This window comes from Streptomyces sp. NPDC002643 (assembly GCF_053592555.1).
This window is the reverse complement of the sequence record NZ_JBSFVY010000018.1, coordinates 69,178-92,604: the sequence shown is the minus strand read 5'-3', so window position 1 is coordinate 92,604 and position 23,427 is coordinate 69,178. Positions and strand designations below refer to the sequence as shown.

General features: G+C 70.7%; 17 protein-coding genes and 1 pseudogene. 7 read left to right on the top strand and 11 right to left on the bottom strand.

Features of this window, described 5'->3' with window-relative positions; genetic code table 11:
• Positions 1–158 precede the first annotated feature (158 nt).
• The 4 genes from ACWD4G_RS26555 to ACWD4G_RS26540 form a co-directional block, all read right to left on the bottom strand.
• Positions 159–3,035, bottom strand: coding sequence for a DEAD/DEAH box helicase (locus ACWD4G_RS26555; protein WP_451297566.1), 2,877 nt, complete (start codon positions 3,033–3,035; stop codon positions 159–161).
• A gap of 153 nt (positions 3,036–3,188) precedes the next feature.
• A complete protein-coding gene (locus ACWD4G_RS26550; RefSeq protein ID WP_451297565.1) occupies positions 3,189–3,773 on the bottom strand; it encodes a sugar kinase in 585 nt (194 codons plus the stop codon).
• Entirely contained in the window at positions 3,770–4,915 is a 1,146-nt protein-coding gene (locus ACWD4G_RS26545) for an ROK family glucokinase (RefSeq protein ID WP_451297562.1), read from the bottom strand. The genes ACWD4G_RS26550 and ACWD4G_RS26545 overlap by 4 nt, the downstream gene beginning before the upstream one ends.
• Before the next feature lie 186 nt (positions 4,916–5,101).
• Complete coding sequence (locus ACWD4G_RS26540) at positions 5,102–5,866, bottom strand: GntR family transcriptional regulator (RefSeq protein ID WP_451297560.1); 765 nt, start codon at positions 5,864–5,866, stop codon at positions 5,102–5,104.
• 102 nt (positions 5,867–5,968) lie between these two features.
• Between ACWD4G_RS26540 and ACWD4G_RS26535 the strand changes: the two genes are divergently transcribed.
• Entirely contained in the window at positions 5,969–6,979 is a 1,011-nt protein-coding gene (locus ACWD4G_RS26535) for a Gfo/Idh/MocA family oxidoreductase (RefSeq protein ID WP_451297558.1), read from the top strand.
• A gap of 84 nt (positions 6,980–7,063) precedes the next feature.
• Here ACWD4G_RS26535 and ACWD4G_RS26530 read toward each other — a convergent pair whose 3' ends face one another.
• From ACWD4G_RS26530 to ACWD4G_RS26520, 3 genes and pseudogenes are all read right to left on the bottom strand, one after another.
• Positions 7,064–7,561, bottom strand: a complete 498-nt coding sequence (locus ACWD4G_RS26530) for a hypothetical protein (RefSeq protein WP_451297556.1) — start codon at positions 7,559–7,561, stop codon at positions 7,064–7,066.
• A gap of 44 nt (positions 7,562–7,605) precedes the next feature.
• A complete protein-coding gene (locus ACWD4G_RS26525) occupies positions 7,606–8,409 on the bottom strand; it encodes a cytochrome P450 (protein WP_451297554.1) in 804 nt (267 codons plus the stop codon).
• Positions 8,410–8,495: 86 nt separating this feature from the next.
• Positions 8,496–9,165 (bottom strand): annotated as a pseudogene (locus ACWD4G_RS26520) (response regulator transcription factor).
• Positions 9,166–9,532: 367 nt separating this feature from the next.
• Between ACWD4G_RS26520 and ACWD4G_RS26515 the strand changes: the two are divergent.
• The gene (locus ACWD4G_RS26515) at positions 9,533–10,567 is read left to right on the top strand and encodes an aldo/keto reductase (RefSeq protein ID WP_451297552.1); all 1,035 of its coding nucleotides are present in this window, start codon (positions 9,533–9,535) and stop codon (positions 10,565–10,567) included.
• Between the two features lie 26 nt (positions 10,568–10,593).
• Here ACWD4G_RS26515 and ACWD4G_RS26510 read toward each other — a convergent pair whose 3' ends face one another.
• Positions 10,594–10,920: a hypothetical protein gene (locus ACWD4G_RS26510; RefSeq protein WP_451297550.1), complete on the bottom strand. Its 327-nt coding sequence runs from the start codon at positions 10,918–10,920 to the stop codon at positions 10,594–10,596.
• Between the two features lie 509 nt (positions 10,921–11,429).
• Here ACWD4G_RS26510 and ACWD4G_RS26505 point away from each other — a divergent pair.
• Together ACWD4G_RS26505 and ACWD4G_RS26500 are read left to right on the top strand one after the other, a co-directional pair.
• Positions 11,430–11,819 carry a ribonuclease domain-containing protein gene (locus ACWD4G_RS26505; RefSeq protein ID WP_451297548.1) on the top strand — a complete coding sequence of 130 codons (390 nt, stop codon included), beginning with the start codon at positions 11,430–11,432 and terminating at the stop codon, positions 11,817–11,819.
• 1,559 nt (positions 11,820–13,378) lie between these two features.
• On the top strand, positions 13,379–14,086 hold the full coding sequence (locus ACWD4G_RS26500) for a GtrA family protein (protein ID WP_451297546.1): 708 nt from the start codon (positions 13,379–13,381) through the stop codon (positions 14,084–14,086).
• Between the two features lie 217 nt (positions 14,087–14,303).
• Here ACWD4G_RS26500 and ACWD4G_RS26495 read toward each other — a convergent pair whose 3' ends face one another.
• From ACWD4G_RS26495 to ACWD4G_RS26485, 3 genes are all read right to left on the bottom strand, one after another.
• Positions 14,304–15,407: a LacI family DNA-binding transcriptional regulator gene (locus tag ACWD4G_RS26495; RefSeq protein ID WP_451297544.1), complete on the bottom strand. Its 1,104-nt coding sequence runs from the start codon at positions 15,405–15,407 to the stop codon at positions 14,304–14,306.
• A gap of 178 nt (positions 15,408–15,585) precedes the next feature.
• Entirely contained in the window at positions 15,586–18,585 is a 3,000-nt protein-coding gene (locus tag ACWD4G_RS26490; RefSeq protein ID WP_451297542.1) for a Tat pathway signal protein, read from the bottom strand.
• A 78-nt stretch (positions 18,586–18,663) separates the two neighbouring features.
• Positions 18,664–19,677 carry a hydroxyacid dehydrogenase gene (locus tag ACWD4G_RS26485; RefSeq protein ID WP_451297540.1) on the bottom strand — a complete coding sequence of 338 codons (1,014 nt, stop codon included), beginning with the start codon at positions 19,675–19,677 and terminating at the stop codon, positions 18,664–18,666.
• Positions 19,678–20,035: 358 nt separating this feature from the next.
• On the opposite strand from ACWD4G_RS26485, the gene ACWD4G_RS26480 reads away from it, so the two are divergent.
• From ACWD4G_RS26480 to ACWD4G_RS26470, 3 genes are all read left to right on the top strand, one after another.
• Positions 20,036–21,406, top strand: a complete 1,371-nt coding sequence (locus ACWD4G_RS26480) for an ABC transporter substrate-binding protein (RefSeq protein ID WP_451297538.1) — start codon at positions 20,036–20,038, stop codon at positions 21,404–21,406.
• A gap of 70 nt (positions 21,407–21,476) precedes the next feature.
• Positions 21,477–22,430: a carbohydrate ABC transporter permease gene (locus tag ACWD4G_RS26475; protein ID WP_451297536.1), complete on the top strand. Its 954-nt coding sequence runs from the start codon at positions 21,477–21,479 to the stop codon at positions 22,428–22,430.
• Positions 22,427–23,326: a carbohydrate ABC transporter permease gene (locus tag ACWD4G_RS26470; RefSeq protein WP_451297534.1), complete on the top strand. Its 900-nt coding sequence runs from the start codon at positions 22,427–22,429 to the stop codon at positions 23,324–23,326. The genes ACWD4G_RS26475 and ACWD4G_RS26470 overlap by 4 nt, the downstream gene beginning before the upstream one ends.
• Positions 23,327–23,427 lie beyond the last annotated feature (101 nt).

Below are 23,427 nucleotides of genomic sequence, written 5' to 3'. Positions count from 1 at the left end.
ATCACCAGCCACCAACCCCTCGCCCCCGGCCCCTCCCCCAGCCGCCCCCTCCACGACCCGGTCCCTCTCCTCGGCGGTCCGTGTCTCCCCCGTGGCCGAACCCTGCGCCGCCGCCCCACGCCGCCGCGAGGCGCCGTCCCGCTGCCGTTCTCGCCCGCTCATGTCGGCCTCCGCAGCGAGACCAGTGCCTTGAGTTCTCGGTCGGTCAGTTCGGTCAGTGCCGCCTCGCCGGAGCCGAGGATGGCGTCGGACAGTGCCCGCTTGGATTCGAGCATGTCGGCGATGTGGTCCTCGACGGTGCCCTCGGTGATGAGGCGGTGGACCTGGACGGGCTGGGTCTGGCCGATGCGGTAGGCGCGGTCGGTGGCCTGTTCCTCGACGGCGGGGTTCCACCAGCGGTCGAAGTGGATGACATGGCCCGCTCGGGTGAGGTTCAGGCCGGTGCCGGCCGCCTTGAGGGAGAGGACCAGGATCGGGTTGGCCCCGCTCTGGAAGCGGTCCACCATCCGTTCGCGGTCCTTGATCGGTGTGCCTCCGTGGAGCAGTTCGACGGGGACGGCCCTGGCGGCCAGGTGGGCCGTGATCAGGCGGGCCATGCCCACGTACTGGGTGAAGACGAGTGCCGAGCCGTCCTCGGAGAGGAGCGTGTCCAACAGTTCGTCCAGCAGGGCGAGTTTCCCCGAGCGGGCCGCCAGACGATCAGCGGCGGCCTCCTCCTTGAGGTACAGGGCCGGGTGGTCGCAGATCTGTTTCAGGGCGCCCAGCAGCTTCAGGACCAGGCCCCGGCGGGCGATGCCGTCCGCCGTCTCGATGGCGAGCAGCGACTCGCGGACCACCGCCTCGTAGAGCGCGGCCTGTTCGCGGGTGAGGGGGACGGGGTGGTCGGTCTCCGTCTTCGGGGGGAGTTCGGGGACGATGCCCGGGTCGGACTTCTTGCGGCGGAGCAGGAAGGGGCGGACCAGTCGGGCGAGGCGGGTCACGGCCTCCTCGTCCTCGCCGTTCTCCACGGCTCGGGCGTGGCGGGCGCGGAAGGACTTCAGGGGCCCCAACAGGCCGGGGGTCGTCCAGTCCAGGAGGGCCCAGAGTTCGGAGAGGTTGTTCTCGACGGGGGTGCCCGTCAACGCCACGCGCGCGGGGGTGGGGATCGTGCGCAGGGCCTTGGCGGTCGCCGAGTAGGGGTTCTTGACGTGCTGGGCCTCGTCGGCGACGACCATGCCCCACTCCTGCTGGGCGAGCGCGGTGGCCGTGGAGCGCATCGTGCCGTACGTGGTGAGGACGAAGCCGCCGTCCTCCACGTCCTCAAGGGTGCGGTCGGGGCCGTGGAAGCGGCGTACGGGCGCTCCGGGGGCGAAACGGGTGATCTCCCGCTGCCAGTTGCCCAGCAGGGACGCGGGGCAGACGACGAGGGTGGGCTCACGGCGGACCCGGCGCAGATGGAGGGCGATGACGGTGACGGTCTTGCCGAGGCCCATGTCGTCGGCGAGGCAGCCGCCGAGGCCGAGGGAGGTCATGAGGTCCAGCCAGGCCAGGCCCCGGAGTTGGTAGTCGCGCAGGGTGGCGGCAAGGGCCGGGGGCGGGTCGACCGGGGTGATGCCCGCCGTGAGGCGGTCGCGGAGGGCCGCCAACGCCCCTACCGGGACCGCTTCCACCGTCTCGCCGTCGATCTCGGCGGTGCCGGTGAGGGCCGCGGAGAGGGCGTCCACCGGGTCGAGGAGGCCCAGTTCGCGCTTGCGGGCCTTGCGGACGAGGGCCGGGTCGACGAGGACCCACCGGTCGCGCAGCCGGACGACGGGGCGGTGGGCCTCGGCGAGGGTGTCCATCTCGGACTCGGTGAGCGGGTCCCCGCCGAGCGCCAACTGCCAGCGGAACCTCAGCAGTTCCTCGCCTTCGAAGAAGCCGGTGCCGTCCGTGGCAGAGCCGGGTGCCGGGTGTACCTCGGCGCGGGCGCTCAGGTCCTGGGCCAGGTCCCGGGGCCAGTGCACGGCGACCCCGGCCGCGCCCAACCGGGTCGCGGCGACGCCCAGCAGGTCGTACAGCTCCTCCTCGGAGAGGGCGAGGACGTCGGGCAGGTCCTGCTCGGAGAGCCGGTCGAGGGGCGGCCATACGCGGGCCGCCCGTCGTACGGCGAGGGCGGCGTCCACGCGTGCGCGTGGCCCGAACGCGGCCTCCGCGTCCCCCGCCCACAGGGCCGCCGCGTCCACGACGAGGGTGGGGTCGGCGAGGCTGTGCACCTGGACCACGGCCGCACCGGCCCGCCGCGCGCCCTCGCCGTCGTCGAAGAGGTCGTACGCCGACAGGTCCAGCCGTAGCGAGATCCGTACGCCCGCGTCCATGCCGGCGGCGACCTCGGCCGCCCAGTCACGCGCGGCGGGCAGCCGCTGTCCGGCGCTCGCCGCGAACGGTTTCCCGGAGACGTACGGTGCCGCCGGGCCGCGCGGGAGGGTGTCGGCGACGGCGTCCAGGAAGGACCGCATCAGCGCCTCCGGCTCGGGCAGCCGCAGCGGGCCCTTGCCGGGCAGGGGTACGGCATGGCCCTCGTACGGGAGCGCGGCGGCGACGGCCCTGAGGTGGGCGATGTCGTCCGGGTCGAGGGGGCCGGCCCGCCAGGCGTCGTAGCCGTCGGGGGTCAGCCCGGGCAGCAGTCGGCCCCGGGCGACGAGTCGTAGCGCGTGCAGGGTGGCCGCACCCCAGCAGGCCGTGGCGGGGTGGGCGGCCGGGTCGCGCCGGGCCCGGGTGAGGAGGGGCAGGGCTTCGGCAAGCGTGAGGGAGAGGGAGGGGACGGTGCCCCGGCGGACTCCGGAGCCGTGGCGGCGTACGACGGTGAGGTCGCACCGTCGTACGACCGTGAGGTCGGTGTGCTCGCCGTGCGGGGCGGCTTCGCCCGCTGGCTCGTCCTTCGGCTTCGGGGGCGGCTCCCCGCCGTCCGGGTCCCAGAAGGCGATCCGGCCGTGGCGGGGCAGCGGGGCGGGCAGGAAGACGGCGGCCAGCCGCACGGGAACGGCCGTGTCGGCCTCGGGAACAGCCATGTCCCGCATACGTCAGGTCACCTCCCGCCCTCGTGTCGGGTGGGCGCCCACGGCACCCACAACACCCATCGGCCGATCCGATGCCGATCAGCTGTCTCCGACTCTACGGGCGGGGTCTGACAATGGGTCCCGATGACCGCTCACGGTCCACATATCACCTGGTCAGGGCACTGTTCGTGATACGAGGTAGACCATCGGATGGTCCGGGTCGGACCGGTTGACCACGATGTCGTGGGTGGGTGCCGGGCTCTTCTGCTTGTGGACCAGGCCGTACCAGGGGCCCCCACCGGTGAACTTCCAGCCGACGATCCCCTGGTCGCGGGTGTTGACGGTGATCTCGTCCTCCTCCAGGTCGTCCGTGGTGAGGCCGATCTGGTTGAGGAAGCTCTCCAGGCCCTCGTTGCTCGTGAGGAACTGCACGTACAGACGGCTGGTCTTCCAGTTGTTCGTCTCGTAGTACGCGACGTGCTTGGAGTACGGCGGGATCGGCACCTGGTAGAGACGCTGCTGCACCCGGGAGGGCCAGTGCGCGGTGAGGCCGGTCGCCGCGTACCTCGCCTCCTTGTCCTTGCCGCTGTCGCGGCTCTGGTTGGCGGAGATCACCAGATAGCCGGCCGGTACGCCGATGAGCAGCACGATGATCGCCAGGGTGAGCGCCCGGCGGCGGATCATATGGCGGCGGCCCTCGGCGGGCGGCTCCGGGCCCTCCGGGGACGTGCCCTGGTGCGGCAGGGCGGCGGCGGTCATGCCGAGTCCTGCGTGGTGCGGCGGGCCTCCACGTACCGCGCGTAGCGCTCGTACCGCTCGACTCTGCGCCGGTTGGCGCGGCGGAAGCGGCGGGCGACGAGGCGGGCGAGGTCGGCGGCGCCCACCATGCCGGCCTCGGGGCCGAGCTGGGCGCGGACGATACGGGCCTCGGGGCGGTAGCCACGGCCGGTGAGCTGGCGCTTGAAGGCGTCGCGCGCGGGCGCGATCAGCAGCTCGTCGGCCGCCGACACGCCGCCGCCGATGACGAAGCAGGACGGGTCGAGGGCGGCGGCCAGGTTGGCGATGCCGACGCCGAGCCACTGGCCGATGTCCTGGAGCAGCTCGATGCACATCGCGTCGCCCTCGCGGGCCAGCTCGGTGATCATCGGGCCCGTGATGTCGCCGATGTTGCCCTTGACGTGCTCGATGATCCCGTACGCCACCGGGGAGTCGGCGGCGGCCAGTTCCCTGGCCTCGCGGACCAGCGCGTTGCCGGAGCTGTACTGCTCCCAGCAGCCGCGGTTGCCGCACGGGCAGCGGTGGCCGCCGGGCACGACCTGCATATGGCCGAACTCTCCGGCGACGCCGTACTTGCCGCGCTTGACCTGGCCGTCCTCCAGGATGGCGCCGCCGATGCCGGTGCCCAGCGTGATCATGACCAGGTGGTCCTCGTCACGGCCGGCGCCGAAGCGCCATTCGGCCCAGGCGGCGGCGTTGGCGTCGTTGTCGACGAGGACGGGCACGGCGAGGCGTCCGGCGAGACGGTCGCGCAGCGGTTCGTTGCGCCAGGACAGGTGGGGGGCGAACAGGACGCGGTTGCGGTCGGCGTCGACCCAGCCGGCGGCGCCGATGCCGACGGCGTGCACGTCGTGGCGGTCGGAGAGGTCAAGCACCAGTTCGACGATGGTGTCCTCGACGACCTGGGGGCTCTTGGACTTGTCCGGGGTCTCCGTGCGGAGCTTCTCCAGGATGTTGCCGTCGGCGTCCACGACGCCCGCCATCACCTTCGTGCCGCCGATGTCGATGCCGACGGTGGGGACGCGGGGGGCCGTCAGATGGGAGCGGCGCTCGCGCGTTCCCACGGTCCGCAGGACGGTGGCCCGCGCGGAGCCGCGGTGGGTGAAGTCGCGGTAAGTGCTCATCGTTGCCCGATTCTGCCTTAACGCTCCGCTCGGTGCGCCGTGGGGGCATGGGGTGCCATCGGGTTGTTCTTCGGGTGCGGGTGGGTGGGGGCTGGTCGCGCAGTTCCCCGCGCCCCTGAAAGCCTGGAGGTGCCGCCGCCTGAAAAGCTCAGGTAAGAGGCAGAACGGCACAGATGGCGACCTGTCTCACGACCTCACTAGCAATTGAAAGTCGAACGAGTAGCGGGAGGCTCTGTAGATGTGGGTGCCGTACTCGACTGCGCGGCCCGTGTCGTCGAAAGTCGTCCGCTGCATGGTCAGCAAGGGGGCGCCCTCCGCTTCGGCCAAGCGGTCGGCCTCTTCCGGTGTGGCCGACTTCGCTCCGATGGTCTGGCGGGCGCTGTGGAGGGTGATTCCCGCTGCTCTCATCAGGCGGTAGAGGCCCGTGGTCTCCAGTTGGGGGGAGTCGAGGTCCAGGAGGCCGGTGGGGATGTAGTTGCAGAGGGAGGCCATGGGGTCGCCGTGGGCCAGGCGGAGGCGTTCGATGCGGTGGACCTCGGAGCCCTCGGCGACGCCGAGGGCCGCGGCCACCTCGGCGGACGCCGCGACCGTGGTGTTGCGGAGGACCCGGGTCGCGGGGCGCTGGCCGGCGGCTTCCAGGTCGTCGTAGAGGCTGCTCAGCTCCAGGGGGCGTTTGACCTGGCTGTGGACGACCTGGGTGCCCACGCCCCGACGGCGTACGAGCAGGCCCTTGTCGACGAGGGACTGGATGGCCTGGCGGACGGTCGGGCGGGACAGGCCGAGGCGTGCGGCCAGTTCGATCTCGTTGCCCAGCAGGCTGCCCGGGGTCAGCTCGCCGTGCTCGATCGCGGCCTCCAGCTGCTGGGACAGCTGGAAGTAGAGCGGGACCGGGCTGCTGCGGTCGACGCTGAGCTGGAGCGGCGCGGTCGGATCGACATCTGGTTTCGGCACGGGGCGAGCGTAGCCCCGGTATGGGGTGACGGGAAGTTGCGTAGTTCGGTTGTCCGGACAAACCATTGACAGGGTGGCGGGTACGACCCCACTTTGTTTCCCATGCGCATCGGACTCATCGGAGCGGGTCGCATCGGCACCATTCACGCGACCGCTCTCAGCCGGCACCGCGATGTCGGCTCTCTGATCATCACGGACAAAGACCCTGCTCGGGCCCATGATCTCGCCGATCGCCTGGGCGAGACGGCGGCCCCGGGGGTGGACGAGATCTTCACCTGGGGTGTGGACGCCGTGGTGATCACGGCCGCCACGTCGGCCCACGGCGAACTGATCGGTCGGGCAGCACGCTCGGGGCTGCCCGTGTTCTGCGAGAAACCCATCGCCGTGGACCTGGCGGGCACCTTAAACGCGCTCGCCGAGGTCGACGCGGCCGGAACCGTGCTGCAGATGGGCTTCCAGCGGCGTTTCGACTCCGGCTATGTCACCGCGCGGGACGCGGTGCGCTCGGGTCGGCTCGGGCGGCTGCACACCGTACGGGCGCTGACGGCGGATCAGGCGCCGCCGCCCGCCGAGTACTTGCCGTTGTCCGGGGGGATCTACCGGGATCTGCTGATCCATGACTTCGACATCGTGCGGTGGGTGTCGGGGCGCGAGGTCGCCTCGGTGTACGCCACGGGGTCGGACGCCGGGCACCCGATGTTCCGCGAGGCGCACGATCTCGACACCGCCGCCGCCGTGCTCACCCTTGAGGACGGCACACCGGTGACCGTGACCGGGGCGCGGGTGAACGGGGCCGGGTACGACGTGCGCATGGAGCTGGCCGGGGAGCTGGACACCGTGGTCGTCGGGCTGGACGACCGTACGCCGCTCGCCTCGGCCGAACCGACCGGGCCGCCGCCCGCCGACAAGCCGTGGACCGGTTTCCTGGAGCGCTTCGCCGCCGCGTACGAGGCCGAGGTGGGCGCCTTCGTCGAGGTGGTCCGCGGCGAACGGGCCAACCCCTGCGACGGCCGGGAGGCCCTGCAGGCCCTGCGTGTCGCCGAGGCGTGCGAGCTGTCCCGCCAGGAGCAGCGGCCGGTGAACGTCGGGGAGATCGCGGGCGGGCGGGACTGATCCGGACGGCACATGTCCACCACACACGAGCGCCGGTCGGGCCGGACCGGCGCGGGTCGGACCCGGCGCGGTCGGACGAGCGGTTCAGACGAGGAGCCGTATGCGCGGGGTCTCGGTGTCGGTGGCCAGGTGCTGCCCGCAGTGGGCGCACTTGAGGTTCCAGGGCCGGACCAGGTTGGACTGGGTGTTGTTCTCCTCCGACTCGTGGGAGTGCGGGCAGCGGTACCCGAGGTGCAGGCGCACCCAGGGGTGTCTGGTCGGTGCGGAGGCCTGACGGCCGTCGCGGTCCTCGAAGGGCGCCCACCAGAAGTCGACCAGAGCCCGTACCGTGAGCCGTTCCTTCGCGCTGGTGGTGTCGAACGCGGCTATGCGGGCCGCGATGTGATGGCGTCCCAGACCACTGCGGGTACCGGAGCACGATGCCTTCTCCGCGCCCTGCGCGAACAGCGTGGTCCGGCTCATCCGCTCGCAGACGAAACAGTCCAGGCTGAACTCCAGCGTGGAACGCCAGTGCAGCTGATGGCCGTCCTCGGTGTCCGCGGGGCGCGTCAGCTCCGCCGTGATCTCCGCTGTGCGCAGCATGGTTCCGGTTCTCCTGGTACTTGGGGCGGGCAGCTCGGCGGTGGTCACCAGCGCAGGGGCAGGGTTCGTACGCCGCGCATCAGCATGCCCGGCAGCCAGGGACCCGGGGGGCCGACCAGGGCCAGGTCGGGGCAGCAGGTCAGGAGGGCCGTCAGGGCCGTGTGGGCCTCCAGGCGGGCCAGGGGGGCGCCGAGGCAGTGGTGGATGCCGTGGCCGAAGGCGAGGTGGCCTCGGGTGTCGCGGTGGAGGTCGAAGCGGTCGAGGGTGGGATAGCGGGTGTCGTCGCGGTCGGCGGCGGACAGGCCGATCATCACCGTCTCGCCCGGCGCCACAGCCGTCCCCGCGATGTCGAGCAGCTCGGCGGCGTAGCGGAACGCCGCGGTCTCCACCGGGCCGTCATGGCGCGGGGTCTCCTCCACGACCGCGTCGACGAGGCTCATGTCGGCGCGCGGCTCGGCGAGTTGGCCGGGGTGTGTGAGCAGGGCGTGGACGGCGCCGGTGATGAGGTTGACCGTCGTCTCGTGGCCCGCGATGAGCAGGACGAAGGCCATGCCGCGCAGTTCGTCCGGGGAGAGGCGGTCGCCGTCCTCGTCGGTCGTTCTGATCAGCTCCTCGTCGAGGAAGGTCACGCCGATCTTCGAGCCGTCCTTGGCGAGCCGGGGGTCGGCGAGCGCGGCCCGCGCCTCCTCGTAGCCGACGACCAGCCAGACCTCGTGGCGCGCGTCGGGTGCCGGCAGTCGCACCCGGTGCACCGGGCCGAGCGCGCGCAGCTCGGCGTACACGGGGTGCGGGTTCTCCGTGAACCCCGGCCCGTACTCCCCCGGATCGATGATGTGCGTATGCCCCATGGGTCCCCCCTCGCCCGTCCAACGCGCGGGGTCGCCCCGGAGTGCCCGCCCCGGGTGCCGGATTCCGCCGCCCGGGAAGCGCGGTCTCAGTCCTCGTCCTCCTCCAGCAGCCCTGCGTCGTACGTCAACAGGGCGATCTGCACACGGTTGTTGAGGTCGAGTTTGGCGAGGATGCGGGAGACATAGGTCTTGACGGTGGCGACGCTCATGAAGAGCCGGGCGGCGATCTCGGCGTTGGAGGCGCCCCGGCCGACGGCGACGGCGACCTCGCCTTCGCGGTCGTTGAGGGCGGCGATACCGAACGGGCCCGGGTGTGGCGGGTGCCGTGGCCGGTGCCGACGGCGTGGGCCATGAGCCGGCGGGTGACTGCGGGCGAGAGCACGGGGTCGCCGGACGCGACCCGGCGTACCGCCTCGACGATCTCGGCGGGCGGGGTGTCCTTGAGGACGTATCCGGCGGCGCCCGCGCGCAGCGCCCGGAGCACCTGGTCGTCGGCGTGGAAGGTGGTGAGGACGACGACCTGGGGCGCGTCCTCACGCGCGCGGAGCCTTTCGGTGGCCGTGAGGCCGTCGACCGTGGGCATCCGGAGGTCCATGAGCACGACATCGGGACGGGTCCGGTCGACGAGCGCGTCGACCTCACCGCCGTCGGCGGCCTCCCCCACGATCTCGATGTCGTCGGCGCCGCCGAACATGAAGGACAGCCCGGCGCGGACGAGGGGTCGTCGTCGACGAGAAGCAGTCGAATGGCGGTCATCGCCCCGCCGTTCCCGTCACCGTTCGTGTCATGGTCGCCCCACCGTTCGCGTCACCGTCGCCTCGCCGCTCGCGTAGTCATCTCGCCGCTGTTCGCGTCATCGTCGCCTCGCCGTGCCCGTGGTCATCGCGCCGCCGTTCGCGTGGTCATCGCGCTGCCGTTCGAGTGGTCATCGTCTCGCCGTTCGCGTCATCGTCGACCCGCCGTTCGGTCAATCATCGGCCCGCCGTTCGGAGATCGGTCATGGGGCACTACCGTAATGAGCTTCGTCCCGCGCCGCCCCGTCGTCGCTCGCCGACCTGTTGGCGTCGGTCGGCGGTGCGATGATCGGGGCAGTCAACCCATGGGCAACTCATGGAGGTTTTGGGTGCGTTACCGACTCCTGGGCCGGACCGGGCTCCGTGTGTCCGAGCTGTTCCTCGGCGCCATGACGTTCGGCGAGCAGGGCGGGGTCGGGGCGCCCCGGGACGAGTGCGCGCGGATGCTCGACGTGTACGAGGAGGCCGGCGGCAATGTGATCGACACCGCCGTCAACTACCGGGGCGGGGAGAGCGAGCGGATCGTCGGTGAGCTGCTCAAGGGGCGGCGGGACCGGTTCGTGCTGTCCACCAAGTACACGGTCAGCCGGGACGGCACCGACCCCAACGCCGCCGGCAACCACCGCAAGAACCTCGCGCTGTCGCTGGAGACCAGTCTGCGGCGCCTGGACACCGACTACATCGATCTCTACTGGGTGCACATCTGGGACCGGAACACCCCGATCGAGGAGACGATGCGGGCACTCGACGACGCCGTACGGTCCGGGAAGGTGCTGTACGTGGGCATCTCGGACGCCCCGGCGTGGGTGGTCTCGCGCGCCAACACCCTGGCAGAGTGGCGGGGTTGGTCGCCGCTGTCGGCGCTCCAGGTGCCGTACAGCCTGCTCAACCGGGACATCGAGCGTGAACTGCTGCCGATGGCGGAGGCGTTCGGGATGTCGGTCGCGGCCTGGAGCCCGCTGCACAACGGGGTGCTGTCCGGCAAGTACACCCGGCCGGGCGGGCTGCGGCCGGGGACGACGGCCCGGTTGTCCGCCGAGGCGATCGGGGAGCGGGAGCGGGCGGTGGCGGAGGCCGTGCAGAAGGCGGCGGACGAACTCGACGCCACCCCGGCCCAGGTGGCGATCGCCTGGACCATGGCCCACTCCCCCGCCGTCCACCCCATCCTCGGCGCCCGCCGGGTCGAACAGCTCACCGACAACCTGGGCGCGGCCCGACTCGTCCTGCCCGCCGAACTGTTGGCCCGTCTGGAGGAGACCACCGGTTTCCGCCTCGGCTTCCCCGGCGACTTCATCGGTGACGCGTCGGCCTGGGTGTACGGCACGGCCGGGCAGCGCGTGGTGCCGCGCGACGGCCGGTCCTGATTCGGCGCACCCCGCCACCGGCCTCGTCAGTCGCGCAGGACCACCCCGTGGCGGGTGCGCGGGCGGTTGATCTCCCAGTACGCCACGGCCGTGACGGAGGCCGGGCCGCTGAGGAGCGCGGCGTTCACCTCGGCGGTGTTGAAGCCGCCGCGCACGGCGGGCCAGATACGGCCCCGGCCCCGGGAGGTGAAGATCCGACGGGCGGGGCGGCGGGCCGAGCGGGCCGGCGGGTAGCCCGCCAGCAGGCCGACCACCAGCGGCCACGCGCACAGGGCGGCCATCGCCCACAGACAGCCGTGCAGCCGCGGCCCGCTCAGGAACTGCCCGAGCGGCGGCCATTCGTCCTCGCCCATCCGCCGCCAGAAGGAAGGGGGCGGCTGCGGGACGTACGGGGTGGGGTTCGGGGGCGGGCCGTACGGGTGGGGCTGCGGGTAGGGGAATCGGGGCCGTACGGCGGTGGACCCGGCTGCCGTGGTACGTACGGTCCCGGGGCGGGGGGTACGGTCCTCCGTTCGGCGGCCGGGGTGGCTGGTACGGATTGCGGCCCCCGAAACTCACGCTGCTGTCCCTCCCGAAGCATGGGATGTCCATCGGCATGTACGACCCTTGTGGCCTCTGTGGCACGTGCGGCTCGTGCGGCATGTGCGGCATGTGCGGCTCGTACGGATCAACTGGCTGGAGGACTGCGCCAAGGGCCGAACCAGGGCGAGGAGCAGGAACAAGGCTTCCGCGCACCAGAACGTGTAGACCACATGGAGATGCCGCGCACCAAGTTAACTTCCCGAAAACTCATCGGACTTGACGGGAAAATCTCCGGAGTTGTCATTGACATGCCACTGTCTACGCGCGTCATCATGAGGGTATGAGATTCCCCCCACGAATCACCCGCATCGGCGCCGCGGCCGCCGTTCTGTCCGCTCTCTTCGTCGGCGGCACCGTGGCGACGGCCACTCCGGCCGCCGCCGCGGTCGGCAGCATCTGCTACAGCGACCTGCCGTCCCAGGCGTACGACACCCTGGAGCTGATCGAGCAGGGAGGTCCCTACCCGTACTCGCAAGACGGGACCGTCTTCCAGAACCGGGAAGGCATCCTGCCCAGCCACTCCTCTGGCTACTATCACGAGTACACCGTGATCACTCCGGGCTCCTCCACACGCGGCGCGCGCCGCATCGTCACCGGTGAGGAGTACCAGGAGGACTACTACACCTCCGACCACTACGCCTCCTTCGACCTGATCGACTACGGCTGCTGAGTCCCCCACGACTCAGCCCGAGGTATGGCGCAACGCGCTGGAGGTCCGGCCCTGCGTCGAGTCGGTCCTCCAGCTGCCACCAGCAGTTGGCCTGCATCACTGAGCGGATGCGTGTGATGGCCGGCAGATGAAACAGGACCGTCACTCGCCGCACTCCCCGCCTCGCAGTTCGCCGCGTCTGTGCGACAACAGCGCGGCTGGGCGTCAACCGAGTACCTGACCGCAGAGCTCCTTGCCCCGTCTCCCCCCACTTCGCCATAGGCGGCGGGGCAAGGCAGGAACTTGAAGCCGCGGCAGCCGAGTTGGCCTCGGCTGGGCGGGGCCGGAAAGATCTGCCGCAACTGGAAATCGTCTAAAACACCGCTGCGCAGGTGTTCGCGGAGCTGTCGACCGCTGAGGACGACACCGGTCCGGACGTCCTCACAGAGCGCGCGCCGGACTCCGCGGAGCCGTCGGCGGCTCACGCGGTGGGGGTGAAGGTGGATCTGTGGTCACACGTCTGTATGACGCATGCCTCCCTTCGCTGAACTTCTCGGTCATCTGTGCCCCTTCGCCCTTGTTCCGGCTCTCCCCGGCCTCTCGGCAGGTCGTGACTCCTGCGACTACTACGGGCACTCCGTCGCCATAGGACTCGCGCCCCGTAGGCGATCCCGTGGTACGTCTTCGCTGTACGTATCGAGCACGGCGTAGGCCGCCCACTCATCTCCTTGACCGCCCTCGCTGGGCGACGCCCCGCATCACGGAGGTTGCCCGGCCCCACAGGTTCAAGGCCCGGCATGACGCGGCATCGGTTACAGGTGTCGTTCCGGCGGGTGCGCACTCTCACCACTGGAGACTGGGCTTCTGGCAATCCAGCCTTGGCCATATCGCGCGGGTCTCGCGGCACCCCGTCCCCGGGCACCTCCGGACGGCCACCCCTTCCCTGACATGCTCTTGTCCCCTCGCGCTTTCGCGTTCACATAAGTCAGGCGAACTAAGAACCTCCCTCCGAGTTCATCCCGACTGCGTCGGGGATACAAGAAGCGCCTCACGGCGCACACCCGGCGTGCGGGGGGTGTGCGAAAGTCGCTCGCCGCAGGTGGGAGCGGGTGCGCGCACCGCAGCCAAAACGCGCTGCGGGTGATCTGGGAACGCCCGACACGTCTGTGCGGGCCAGGGCCTGTCACCTCGTCAGCAACCGGTACTGAAGCGACTGGAGCCAGGTTCTCCCGAGAACCGCAGCCCCCCTCTCTCCCGACACGTCCCACTCTTCCGCGCTGCCACCGCCGCAGCCTTCTGGCTTCGCACGTGATCGCTCGGACAAGCTCGTGGGCTTCGTCGGCGACCGTCGGCCTGACAGGGCGGCCGGGGGGCACCGCAAGCGGCCGGAGACCTCGGGAACCGGCAGGGCAAGTCGCTCGCGGGAATGCCCCCGCAGCCCGGGCCCGGGCCGTGGTACCGCGGTACCACGGCTGTCCCGTCATTGTCTCCTCCGGTACCACGGTTTCCGGCCGACCGGCTCCTAGCGTGGCAGGAGAGGAAGCCAGGAGGGGATCGGACCCCGGGCGCAAGGGGAAACGATGATCGGGCCGCAGAGCACTGAGTGGATCGAGACCGGCGTGGACGACACGCGTCCGGCGCCGGCCGCTCCAGGTCCACTCGCCTCCTTCGCCCGGTTCGTCCTGTGCGGCGGCGGAGTCGGTGTCGCCGCCAGTGCCGCGGTGCCGTGGGCGGCCGAGCTGCTGCCATGGCCGGTGGCGAACGCGCTGATCACCGTCGTCACGACCCTCCTGTGCACGGAACTCCACGCACGCGTCACCTTCCAGACCGGGCGGCGTGCCGGATGGCGCCGGCACCTGCAGTCCGCGGGATCGGCCATGGCCGCGTACATGGTGACCACCGCCGCGGTCCTCATACTCGACGCGCTGCGGCCGTCGGCCGGGATGCTCTGGCAGCAGGCCGTCTACCTCGGTGCCGCTGGGACCGCCGGAACAGGACGCTTCCTGCTGCTGCGCCTGGTCGTTTTCGCCGACAGCCGGAACACCGCCGTGGCACGGGCACAGAGCCCGTTCCCACCGGAGACCGACCCCGGCGGGCCGACCAGCCCCGGCATCGACACGGCGACCACCGAAGCCGAAGCCACGCCGCCCGCCAGCCCGGCCCGCCGGTACGGTACGTCGGCCGGCCTGCCGCACGGGTCGGGTCAGCCGGTGGCGGCGAAGGCGAAGAGTCTGGCCTGGAGCACACCAGGCGCCTCCTCCGATGTGAGATGTCCGGTACCGGGCTGACCCCGGGGGCCGTGGCAGGGATCTATCCCCCGCGGGCCGGCGTTCGGTCCTCGGCGACGGTGCGACGCCGTGGCGACAGCCCGCTTCTCCGGTGGGCTGTCGCCACGGCATCACCTCTTCCCACGGGCACGGCGCATCCGTGACCGCACCGCGCCCGCCACGTCGCCGCGCCGCATCCGTGACCGCACCACGCCCGCACGTCGCCGCGGCGCATCCGTCATCGCAGCGTCCGCACCGACTGCCGGATCATCAGCTGAGTGTTCAGCACCACGTGGTCGTCGGCGGCCGGGAGTTCCTCGCGCTCCAGTGCCAGGCGGACCGCGGTGCGGCCCAGGTCCTCGTAGGGCACTCGGACCGTGGTGAGGGCGGGACTGAGGTCGGCGGCGAAGGGAACGTCGTCGAAGCCCACGAGCGAGATGTCACCGGGGACGTCGAGACCGGCCTCGCGCAGGGCGGCGAGCGCGCCGGTCGCCACCACGTCGGTGCCCGCGAAGACCGCCGTGAAGTCCAGGCCGGCGTTCAGGGCCTCCCGGGTGCGCTGGTAGCCCGAGACCCGGGAGTACGGCCCGGGCACGTCGAGTTCCTCGGCGTAGGGCACACCGTGGGCGCGCAGCGCGTGCAGATGGCCGTCCCGGCGCTGCTCGGCGGTGCTCAGCCCGGAGGTGCCGCCCAGGAAGAGGATGCGCCGGTGACCGGCCACGAGGAGGTGGTCGGTGGCGTGGAAGGCGCTCCCTCGGTTGTCGTACTCGACGACCGTCACCGGAAGGGCGCCGGGCAGTGGTGGGCGGCCGACGAGCACCAGCCGGGAGCCCGCTGCGTCCAGGGCCCTGGCGTACTCGGCCGTGCGCTCGTGGTAGGCGTCGTCCTCCACCACTCCACCGACCAGGAGGACGGCGCCGGCGTGCTGTTCGCGCATCAGCTGGATCAGATCGCCCTCACGGTCCGGGTCGCCGTAGGTGGCACAGACCAGACTCAGCCTTCCGCGCTCTGCCGCCTCCTTCTCCACGCCCGCCGCGACCTGGGCGAGGGACGGCCCGGTGATGTCCTTGATGACCAGCGCGATCGGGCCGGCCACCCGTCCGGACAGGGCCTTGGCGTGGACGTTCACGACGTAGTGCAGTGACTTCACCGCGGTCATGACGCGGGTGCGGGTGGCGTCGGACACCGGGTGGCTGCCGGCGAGGGTGCGGGACACCGTCGCCACCGAGACACCGGCCTCCGCGGCGACATCGCGGATCGTGCTGGGCCGGTCGCCGACCCGCCGCCGCTTGGTCTGCCTGGGGTCAGTGGCCGGCCGAGGACTGTTTCCGTTCACCGTCACACCTCGAAGTCACTGCGTCGGGCACCTCCCGCCGAGGGAGAAGGCGGCAATGCGCCAACCTCAGGGTAAACGTTTTCCCGACTGTCGTCGAGAGCTTCGCCCGGCCCGGCCGGTGCGTGGTGGGTGCGGGGACCCGCGCGCCACGCACCGGCCCGGAGCCCGCGCCGGCCCGGGACCGTCAGCGCCTGCGCAGCACCACCGTGGTGCCCGGCTTGACGCACAACTCGGCGTTGCCACCCACCTTCGCACCGCTGACGAGGTTCACGGAAGCGCCGAAGCCCTTCGTGCTGAAGGTGTGGTCGCGGTTCTTGGTGGTGTTCATGGCGATCAGGTACGGGCCGTACACGCACCGGTAGAAGGAGGCGCGCCCCACGAACGGCGTCTCCGTCCCGACCGGGGAGTCCGGCACGTCGCCGGGCGCCTTGGCCAACGGCAGCACCTGCCCGGCCCACGCCTGGTGCAGGGTGTCCCCGGGGGGCGCGAAGCCCCCGTCGGGGATGTTCAGGTCGCCCACGGCGAACTCGAAGTTGACCCAGTCGGGCTCGGTGTGGGCGCGGCCGTCGGGGACGTACTTCACGTCCTGCCACACGGTCGCCGAGCGCTCGACGCCGTCGGCGGTGATGTGGTGGACGCGGGCGAGCCGGTTGACGCCCCAGCGGGCCCGCCAGTACAGCGAGGCGTAGAGGATCTCGTCGCCGTGCTTGACCGCGACCAGGCCGTTGTCCTCGTCGCTGAAGACGAGGTCCGGCCGGCCCGGCGTCATCGGCAGCTTCGCCCCGCTGCCGGAGGCACCGCTGATGTAGGCGTAGTCGTCGGCGGTGGACAGCAGGTTGAGGTTGGTCCGTGCGGAGGCACCCAGGTCGTAGGTCTCCTTGAGCACGTGGAAGAACTGGTTGTCGGCGATGGACTGCTTGGCGTACGCGGTGAGGTCCGGGTCCTTCAGCAGCGCGGCGAGCCGCAGCGGGTGCCCGTCCCACTTGTCGCCCTCGTCGTAGGCGACCTTGCCGGGGTACTCGGGGTCCCGCCAGCCGACGACGGCCTCGATCCGCATGGTCCGGTAGCCGTCGGCGTCCAGCGCGGGGTGGCGGAAGACCATCCGTGCCTTGGCCATCTTGACCAGGTGGTCGCGCAGTTCGTCGTCCTCGACGCCGCCGATGCCGATGACCGCGTCGTAGACGAGGGAGAGCCACTCCTGGAGTTCGCCGTAGTTCCCGGCGTAGCCGAGCTCCTTGGAGATGCCGGCCTCGCTGACCTGGTGGTACGAGCCGCCGAGGGGCTTTGTGGGGGTGCCGTCGGCGTTCTCGGGACCGAGCCAGGGGGTCAGGCCCACGGACTGGTGGATGTAGTCGCGGGCCTTGGTCTCGCCCCAGGCGTCGGCGGAGCCGAGGAAGCTCAGGCCCCGGTCTGCCAGGTAGAGGCCGAGGGCGCAGATGATGGCCTGGTTGGTGTACTGCGGGAACCGCTGCCGCCAGTATTCGCGGCTGTCCAGCAGCATCTTCGTCCAGGCGTCCCGCCGTACGACGGGCTTGGCGGTGGCCGTGGCGGGCGGGGTGAGGGTCAGGTCGTCGAACCAGGCGGTGCCCGCGGTCGCGAGGCGCACCTGCACCTCGACCTGGGTGGCGGTGGCGGGGGTGGTGAGGGTGGCGGTGACGTGCTCCCAGTCGTGGGTGCCCGCGGCGGCGTAGAACTTGTTGTCGCCGCCGACCAGGGCGCCCGAGGCGGTGAAGAAGAGCACGTCGAGGTAGGCGCCGTTGGTGCCCACGCCGTCGGTCCTGATCCACGCGCCGTAGGTGTAGGTGCCCTGCTCCACCGGGATCTTCGCGCCGGGGGCGAGGCCGACCGTGCCCGAGGTCGGGATGGTCACCTTCGTCGAGGCCGAGCCGCTCCGCGCGACCGTGGTGTCACGGGTGACGGTGCCCTTGCCCGCCCAGGTCACCGAGCGCCAGCCGGTGGGGAGGGCGCCGCCGAACTCGAACCCGGAGTTGGCGATCGTGCCCGGGGAGCCGATGACGGGCTCGTCCAGCAGCGGCTGAAGCGCGCCGTCGCCGATCTGGAGCAGGACGAGGCCCATGCGGCCCAGGCCCATCCACTGCTGGCTGGAGTCCGTCATCACCTTCTGGTCGCCGAGGTACTTCCAGTACAGCGCGTCCAGGCTGCTGGTGATCTGCAGAGGCACCGCGCTGTCGCCGTACGCCGCGGTGGACGGCATCGCGTAGGCGCGGGCCAGGAACTCCAGGTACCACAGGTCCAGCTGCGGCGCGGTGCGCGAGGCCTCGGCGGCGGCCTGGGCGACCACCCGGGCGTTGACCGCGTCGACGACCTCGGGGCCCGGGGAGGGGCGTGCCCCGGCCTCGGGCAGGGTGCCGGTCGGGTCGTCGTCGGCGAGCTCGAAGTACGGCTCGTCGTGGGTGTAGAGGCGGTAGACGCCGCGACTCGGGCCCGTCATGGGCTTGTAGTAGTCGGCGGCGGACTGCGCGTATCCCGCGATCCGGCCCATGGCGCGGATCTCCAGGCCGACGGTGCTCCGGCCCTCGGTGAGCTCGGCGGGCAGCGGGAGGGTGTGGAAGTAGAAGCGCTCCGGTGTACGCGGGTCATGGCCCGCGATGTCGAGCGGGTCGACGGCTCCGAGGTGGTAGTGGCCGACCTGCTTGCCCTCGGCGAACAGCTGGAGCCGGCCCAGCTCCTCGCCGGCGTCCGAACCCCAGAGCTTGATCGTCACGTAGGTGGTGCCCTTGGGGCGGCAGGCCATGGTCGCGGCGAGGGTGCCGCCCCAGAATCCGCCGGTCTCCTTCGGGTTCAGCACCCGGGCGGGCTGGTCGAGGCCTCCGGTCACCACGTCGGAGAGGGTGGCGGTCAGGCCGTGCGCCGTCTCCGACGCGGTGTCGCCGAGGAGCAGCGTGTCGAGCGCGCCGGCCGGGTCGGCCACCCCGTCCTGTGCGCCGGTGACGACGCCCTCCGCCTGCTCGGCGTGGGCCGGTGCCACCTGCCAGCACCAGCCGGCGGCGACGGCGGTCGTGGTCGCGGCGGCCGCTCTGAGGAGGGATCTGCGCCGCAGGGGTGTGCTCTCGGCGGGGGTTCTCCGGTCGGAGGCGTCCTGCGCGGGCGCGCTCTGGGCGGAGGCGCCCTGGGGCGATCCGCTGTGGCGGGATGCGCCCCGGAGGGATTCGGATGCGGACATGTGCGGGTTCCTTTCACAAGCTTCCTGGTTCGTCTGTCCGCCCTCGCGGCGGTCAGAGGCAAGGGTCAGAGGCAGGGTTCAGGCGCTGGTCGCCAGTTCCGCGCGGCGGACCGCGTGGGCGGGTGGGAGGCCCCCGGCGAGACGTTCCAGCTCCGTGACGGCGGTGCCGCCGAGGCGTGCCAGTTCATTGCCGAGGGAGCCGGCGATGTGCGGGGTGAGGAAGACGTTGGGCAGCCGGTAGAGGGGGGAGTCCGCGGGCAGCGGCTCGGGGTCGGTCACGTCCAGGACCGCGCCGATCCGGCCGCTGACCAGCTCGTCGGTCAGGGCCTCGGGATCGATGAGGGAACCGCGCGAGGTGTTGATCAGTACACCTCCGTCGGGGATCAGCGCAAGACGTTCCCGGCTGAGCATCCGATGGGTCTTTGGGATCTCCGGCGCGTGCACGGTGACGATGTCGCTGGTGCGCAGCAGTTCGTCGAGGGGCAGCGGCACGGCACCGAGGGCCGTCGCCATGGCCTCGTCCGCGTACGGGTCGTACAGGCTGACCGAGAAGTCGAAGGGCCGCAGCAGTTCCAGCACCCGGCGGCCCACCCGGGAGGCGCCGATGACGCCGATCCGCCGACCGAGGTTGCCGACCGCCGCGTACTCGTCCGGGGCGGGGTGGACATGCTCGGCCCGGAAGCGCTCCCGGAGCCCGAAGGCGTCCTTGCCGGCGAACAGGATCGCGGCGAGCGTGTACTCCGCGACGGGCAGCGCGTTGGCCTCCACGGCACTGGAGATGGTCAGCCCACGTTCCCAGAACGCGTCCCCGATCATGCTGCGCACGCTGCCGCCCGTGTGCAGGACGGTACGCAGCCGGGGGGCGGCGTCCAGCACCTCGGCGCCGAGGTGGGGACAGCCCCAGCCCGTGATCAGCACCTCGGCCGCCGTCAGCGCGCGCCTCGCGGCCGGATCGGTGAAGTCCTGGACGACGAGGCCGGGGTCGACCGTCACGAGTTCCCTCAGCCGGGCCATGAGGGGCGGCGGGAACAGCTCGTGCAGATGCTCCGGGTTCATCGCGAACACGGCGGTGGGCGGCGGTGGCGTGGGCATGGGCTCCTGCTTCTGGCATGGACGGTGCCGGGGGAAGAGGGACGAGGGAAAAGCAAGGGGAAGCGCGAGAGTGATGTAAACGTATTCCACGCTAGGGAGCCCCGACCCGGCAGGTCAACAGGCGGACGGCAGTAACCTGACCAACCCCACACAACTACCCAAAGTTACCTCGCGAGAAAAACAGCAGGCGAAGCCCCCGACAGGCAACGTTGTGGAAAGTTTGACGAAACAATCCCGCCGCCCCCTCTTGTGGTGTGCGCCCCTCCCGCCTTACGGTCCACGGCAAACGGTTACCGTCCCAGGGAAACGCACCGCGTCCCCGCCCTGCCCCACCGCTGACCGCGCCGGTTCCCCCACCATGAGCGCCGTCCCCATTCCCTTCGTGGAGGACCCGATGTCCCAGTTCCGCAAGCGAGCCCTCGCCTCGGTGGCCGCCGCCGCTTCCCTGTCCCTCCTGCTGGCCGCCTGTGGGAGCGGCGACGACTCCGACTCCTCCGCAAAGCCCACGAAGGCGACGAAGGGCAAGGTCACTCTGGAGTTCTGGAGCTGGACCGACGGCATCGAGGCCCAGACGAAGGTGTGGAACAAGGCCCACCCCGACACCCAGGTCACCTTCGTCAACGCGGCCGGAGAAACCGCCTACCAGAAGCTGCGGGCCGCGGTGAACGCCGGTACCGCCCCCTGCCTGTCCAAGATGGACGGGATGAACCTGGCGAGCTTCGCCGCCGACGGCCTGCTCACCGACATCAGCGATGTCGCCGCGCGGTACAAGGACACGTACACGCCGGCGGCCTGGAACGCGGTCAGCCCCGGCGGCACCACCTTCGGCATCCCGATGGGCTCCTCGCCGCTGTTCACCGCCTACCGCGCCGACCTGTTCGAGAAGTACGGCATCGAGGCGCCCAAGACCTGGGACGACCTGATCGCGGCCGGCAAGGCGGCGCAGAAGAAGAACAAGAAGGTCAAGATCTTCAACATGGCCGGCGAGGACCCGTCCACCCTGGTCGACCTGTCCTGGGAGGCGGGGGCCCAGTGGTACAAGGTGGAAGGCGATCACTGGGTGGTCGACTTCACCTCTCCCGAGGCCCTGAAGGCCGGTGACATCGTCCAGCGGCTGGTGGACAACGACCTCGCCTCCAACGCCTCCTACGCCGACCCCGGCGTCTTCAAGACCTGGGACCTCGGCACGACCATCGCGATGACCACCTCGACCTGGCAGCTGCCGATCTACGACACCAACTTCCCCAAGTCCAGGGGCAAGTGGCAGCTCGCCGACTCCCCCGTGTTCGACACGGCGCAGCCGCGGACCTCCAGCAACTTCGACACCCTGGGTGTGCTCAAGGGCTGCGAGTACCCGGACCGGGCCGCCGAGTTCGCCGCCTGGCTGTCCAGCAGCAAGGAGTCGCTGACGACGCTCACCGACCCCGCCTCCAAGTCCGGGCTCTTCCCGGCGGTCACCGACGTCTCCCCGTACGTCGACAAGATCATCCCGACGGACATGTTCAACGGGAAGTCGGACAGCGCCGAGGTGATCACCAAGTCCGCGTCCCTGGTCGGCGAGCAGTGGCAGTACGGCCCCAACTACGCGGCCATGTACTCCGAGATGCAGAAGCAGTGGGGCAAGGTCATGAAGAAGGAGCTCACGGTCGAGGAGATGCTGACCAGCATCGAGAAGTGGACCGTCGACGACCTCAACGACAAGGGCATCAAGGCCGTCGCGGGCAGCTGAGTCCCTGCCGGGACCCGGGCGACCGGGTCCCGTCGGGACGCCTCCCCCTCACCCTCATCTGGAGACACCCGTGTCCACCCTGACGCGACCCGCGAAGGTCGCGAACGACTCCCCGGCCCGGCGGTCCTCCCCCCGCCGGGCCGGGAGCCGGGGAGCCTACAAGGGGCTGCTGTTCGCCCTGCCCTTCCTGCTGGGCTTCCTCGCCACCTACGTCGTGCCGATCGGCTACGCCTTCAGCCAGAGCCTGCACGAGAAGAAGAGCACCGGCCTCGGCTTCGGCCCGACACGGGTCGTCTACACCGGCTTCGCCAACTTCGCCTCGGTCCTGACGGACAGTGCCTTCTGGGCGAGCATGGGCCGCACCCTGCTGTTCGGCACCGCGCAGATCGCGGTGATGCTGGGCATCGCCCTGCTGCTGGCCCTGCTGCTGGACGGCGTCGCCGCCAGGGCGGTGCGCTTCTTCCGCGCCGGACTGCTCATTCCCTACGTCGTGCCCGCCGTGGTCTCCACCCTGATGTGGCTGTTCCTCTACAGCCCCACGGGCAGCCCACTGCTGGACATCGCCGAGCGCGCCGGCACCGAGATCACCTTCTTCGGCGGTCTGAACACCTATCTCTCGCTCGGCAATCTGCTCACCTGGCAGGGAATCGGCTTCAACATGATCCTGATCTCCGCCTCGCTGCAGGCACTGCCCCGCGAGCTGTACGAGGCGGCGCGGCTGGACGGGGCGCGGGAGTGGCGGATCGCCTGGTCGATCAAGATCCCCAACATCACCGGGATTCTCGTCCTGACCGGGATGTTCTCGCTGATCGGACGGCTCCAGCTGTTCGGTGAGCCGCTGATCATGCGGCAGATCGCCCCCGAGTCCATCAACACCGACTTCACGCCGATGATGGAGATCTACGACAAGGCCTTCAAGGTCGGCGACTACCAGTACGCCGCCGCCGAGTCACTGGTGCTGGCCGTCGTCACCGGCATCCTCGCCTTCGTCTTCTACCGCGTCACGAACAGGAAGGTGTCATGAGCAGCGCCGCCCCGGCCGTACGGGCCACGAAGGCCCCGGAATCCTCCGGAGGCGGCGCACGCCCCTCCCGCCGCGCGGTGGTCCTCACCACCGGCCTGCTGGTGATCTTCCTGCTGTACTCGCTCGCCCCCACCTGGTTCCTGCTGGTCTCCGCCACCAAGAACCAGACCGACCTCTACTCCACCTTCGGCCTGTGGTTCTCCACCAACCACCTCGGCGACAACCTTCAGGCCATCTCGGCCTACCACGACGGGGTGTTCTTCCGCTGGGTGGGCAACTCCGTCCTCTACTCCACCCTCGGAGCGTTGGGCTCCACACTGGTCTCGCTCGCCGCCGGGTACGGGCTGTCGAAGTTCGGCTTCCGGGGCCGGGGCGCCCTTTTCGCCGTCATCGTCGGGGCATCACTGCTGCCGAGCACCCTGCTGGCGTTCCCGCTGTATCTGGTCTTCGCGGAGATCGGCCTCACCAACACCATCTGGTCGGTGCTGATCCCGTACTTCATCAACCCGTTCGGGGTCTACCTCGGCAAGGTGTACGCCGACAGCTCCGTGCCCACGGAACTGATGGAGGCGGCCCGTATCGACGGCGCCGGTGAGGTCCGGATCTTCTTCTCGGTCGCCCTGCGACTGATGCGGACCGGCGGCATCACGATCTTCATGCTCGACTTCGTCAATATCTGGAACAACTTCTTCCTGCCCCTGTTCATGCTCAACGGCGAGCGCACGTTCCCCGTGACCCTGGGCCTCTACTCCTGGCTCCAGCAGGCCCAGAGCGCCCGCGACATGAACACGCTCGTCCTCACCGGGTCCCTGCTGTCGATCATTCCGCTGGCGGTCTTCATGTTCGCGCTCCAGAAGTACTGGCGCAGCGGAATCCTCATGGGCAGCCTCAAGTAGCGCGATCACCTCGGCCGGGGCGCCCACGCCGGTTTCCCGGTTTCCCGCGCCCTCTTTCCACCTTCCACATCCCGCTTTCCATATCCCGCGTTCCGCTCTCC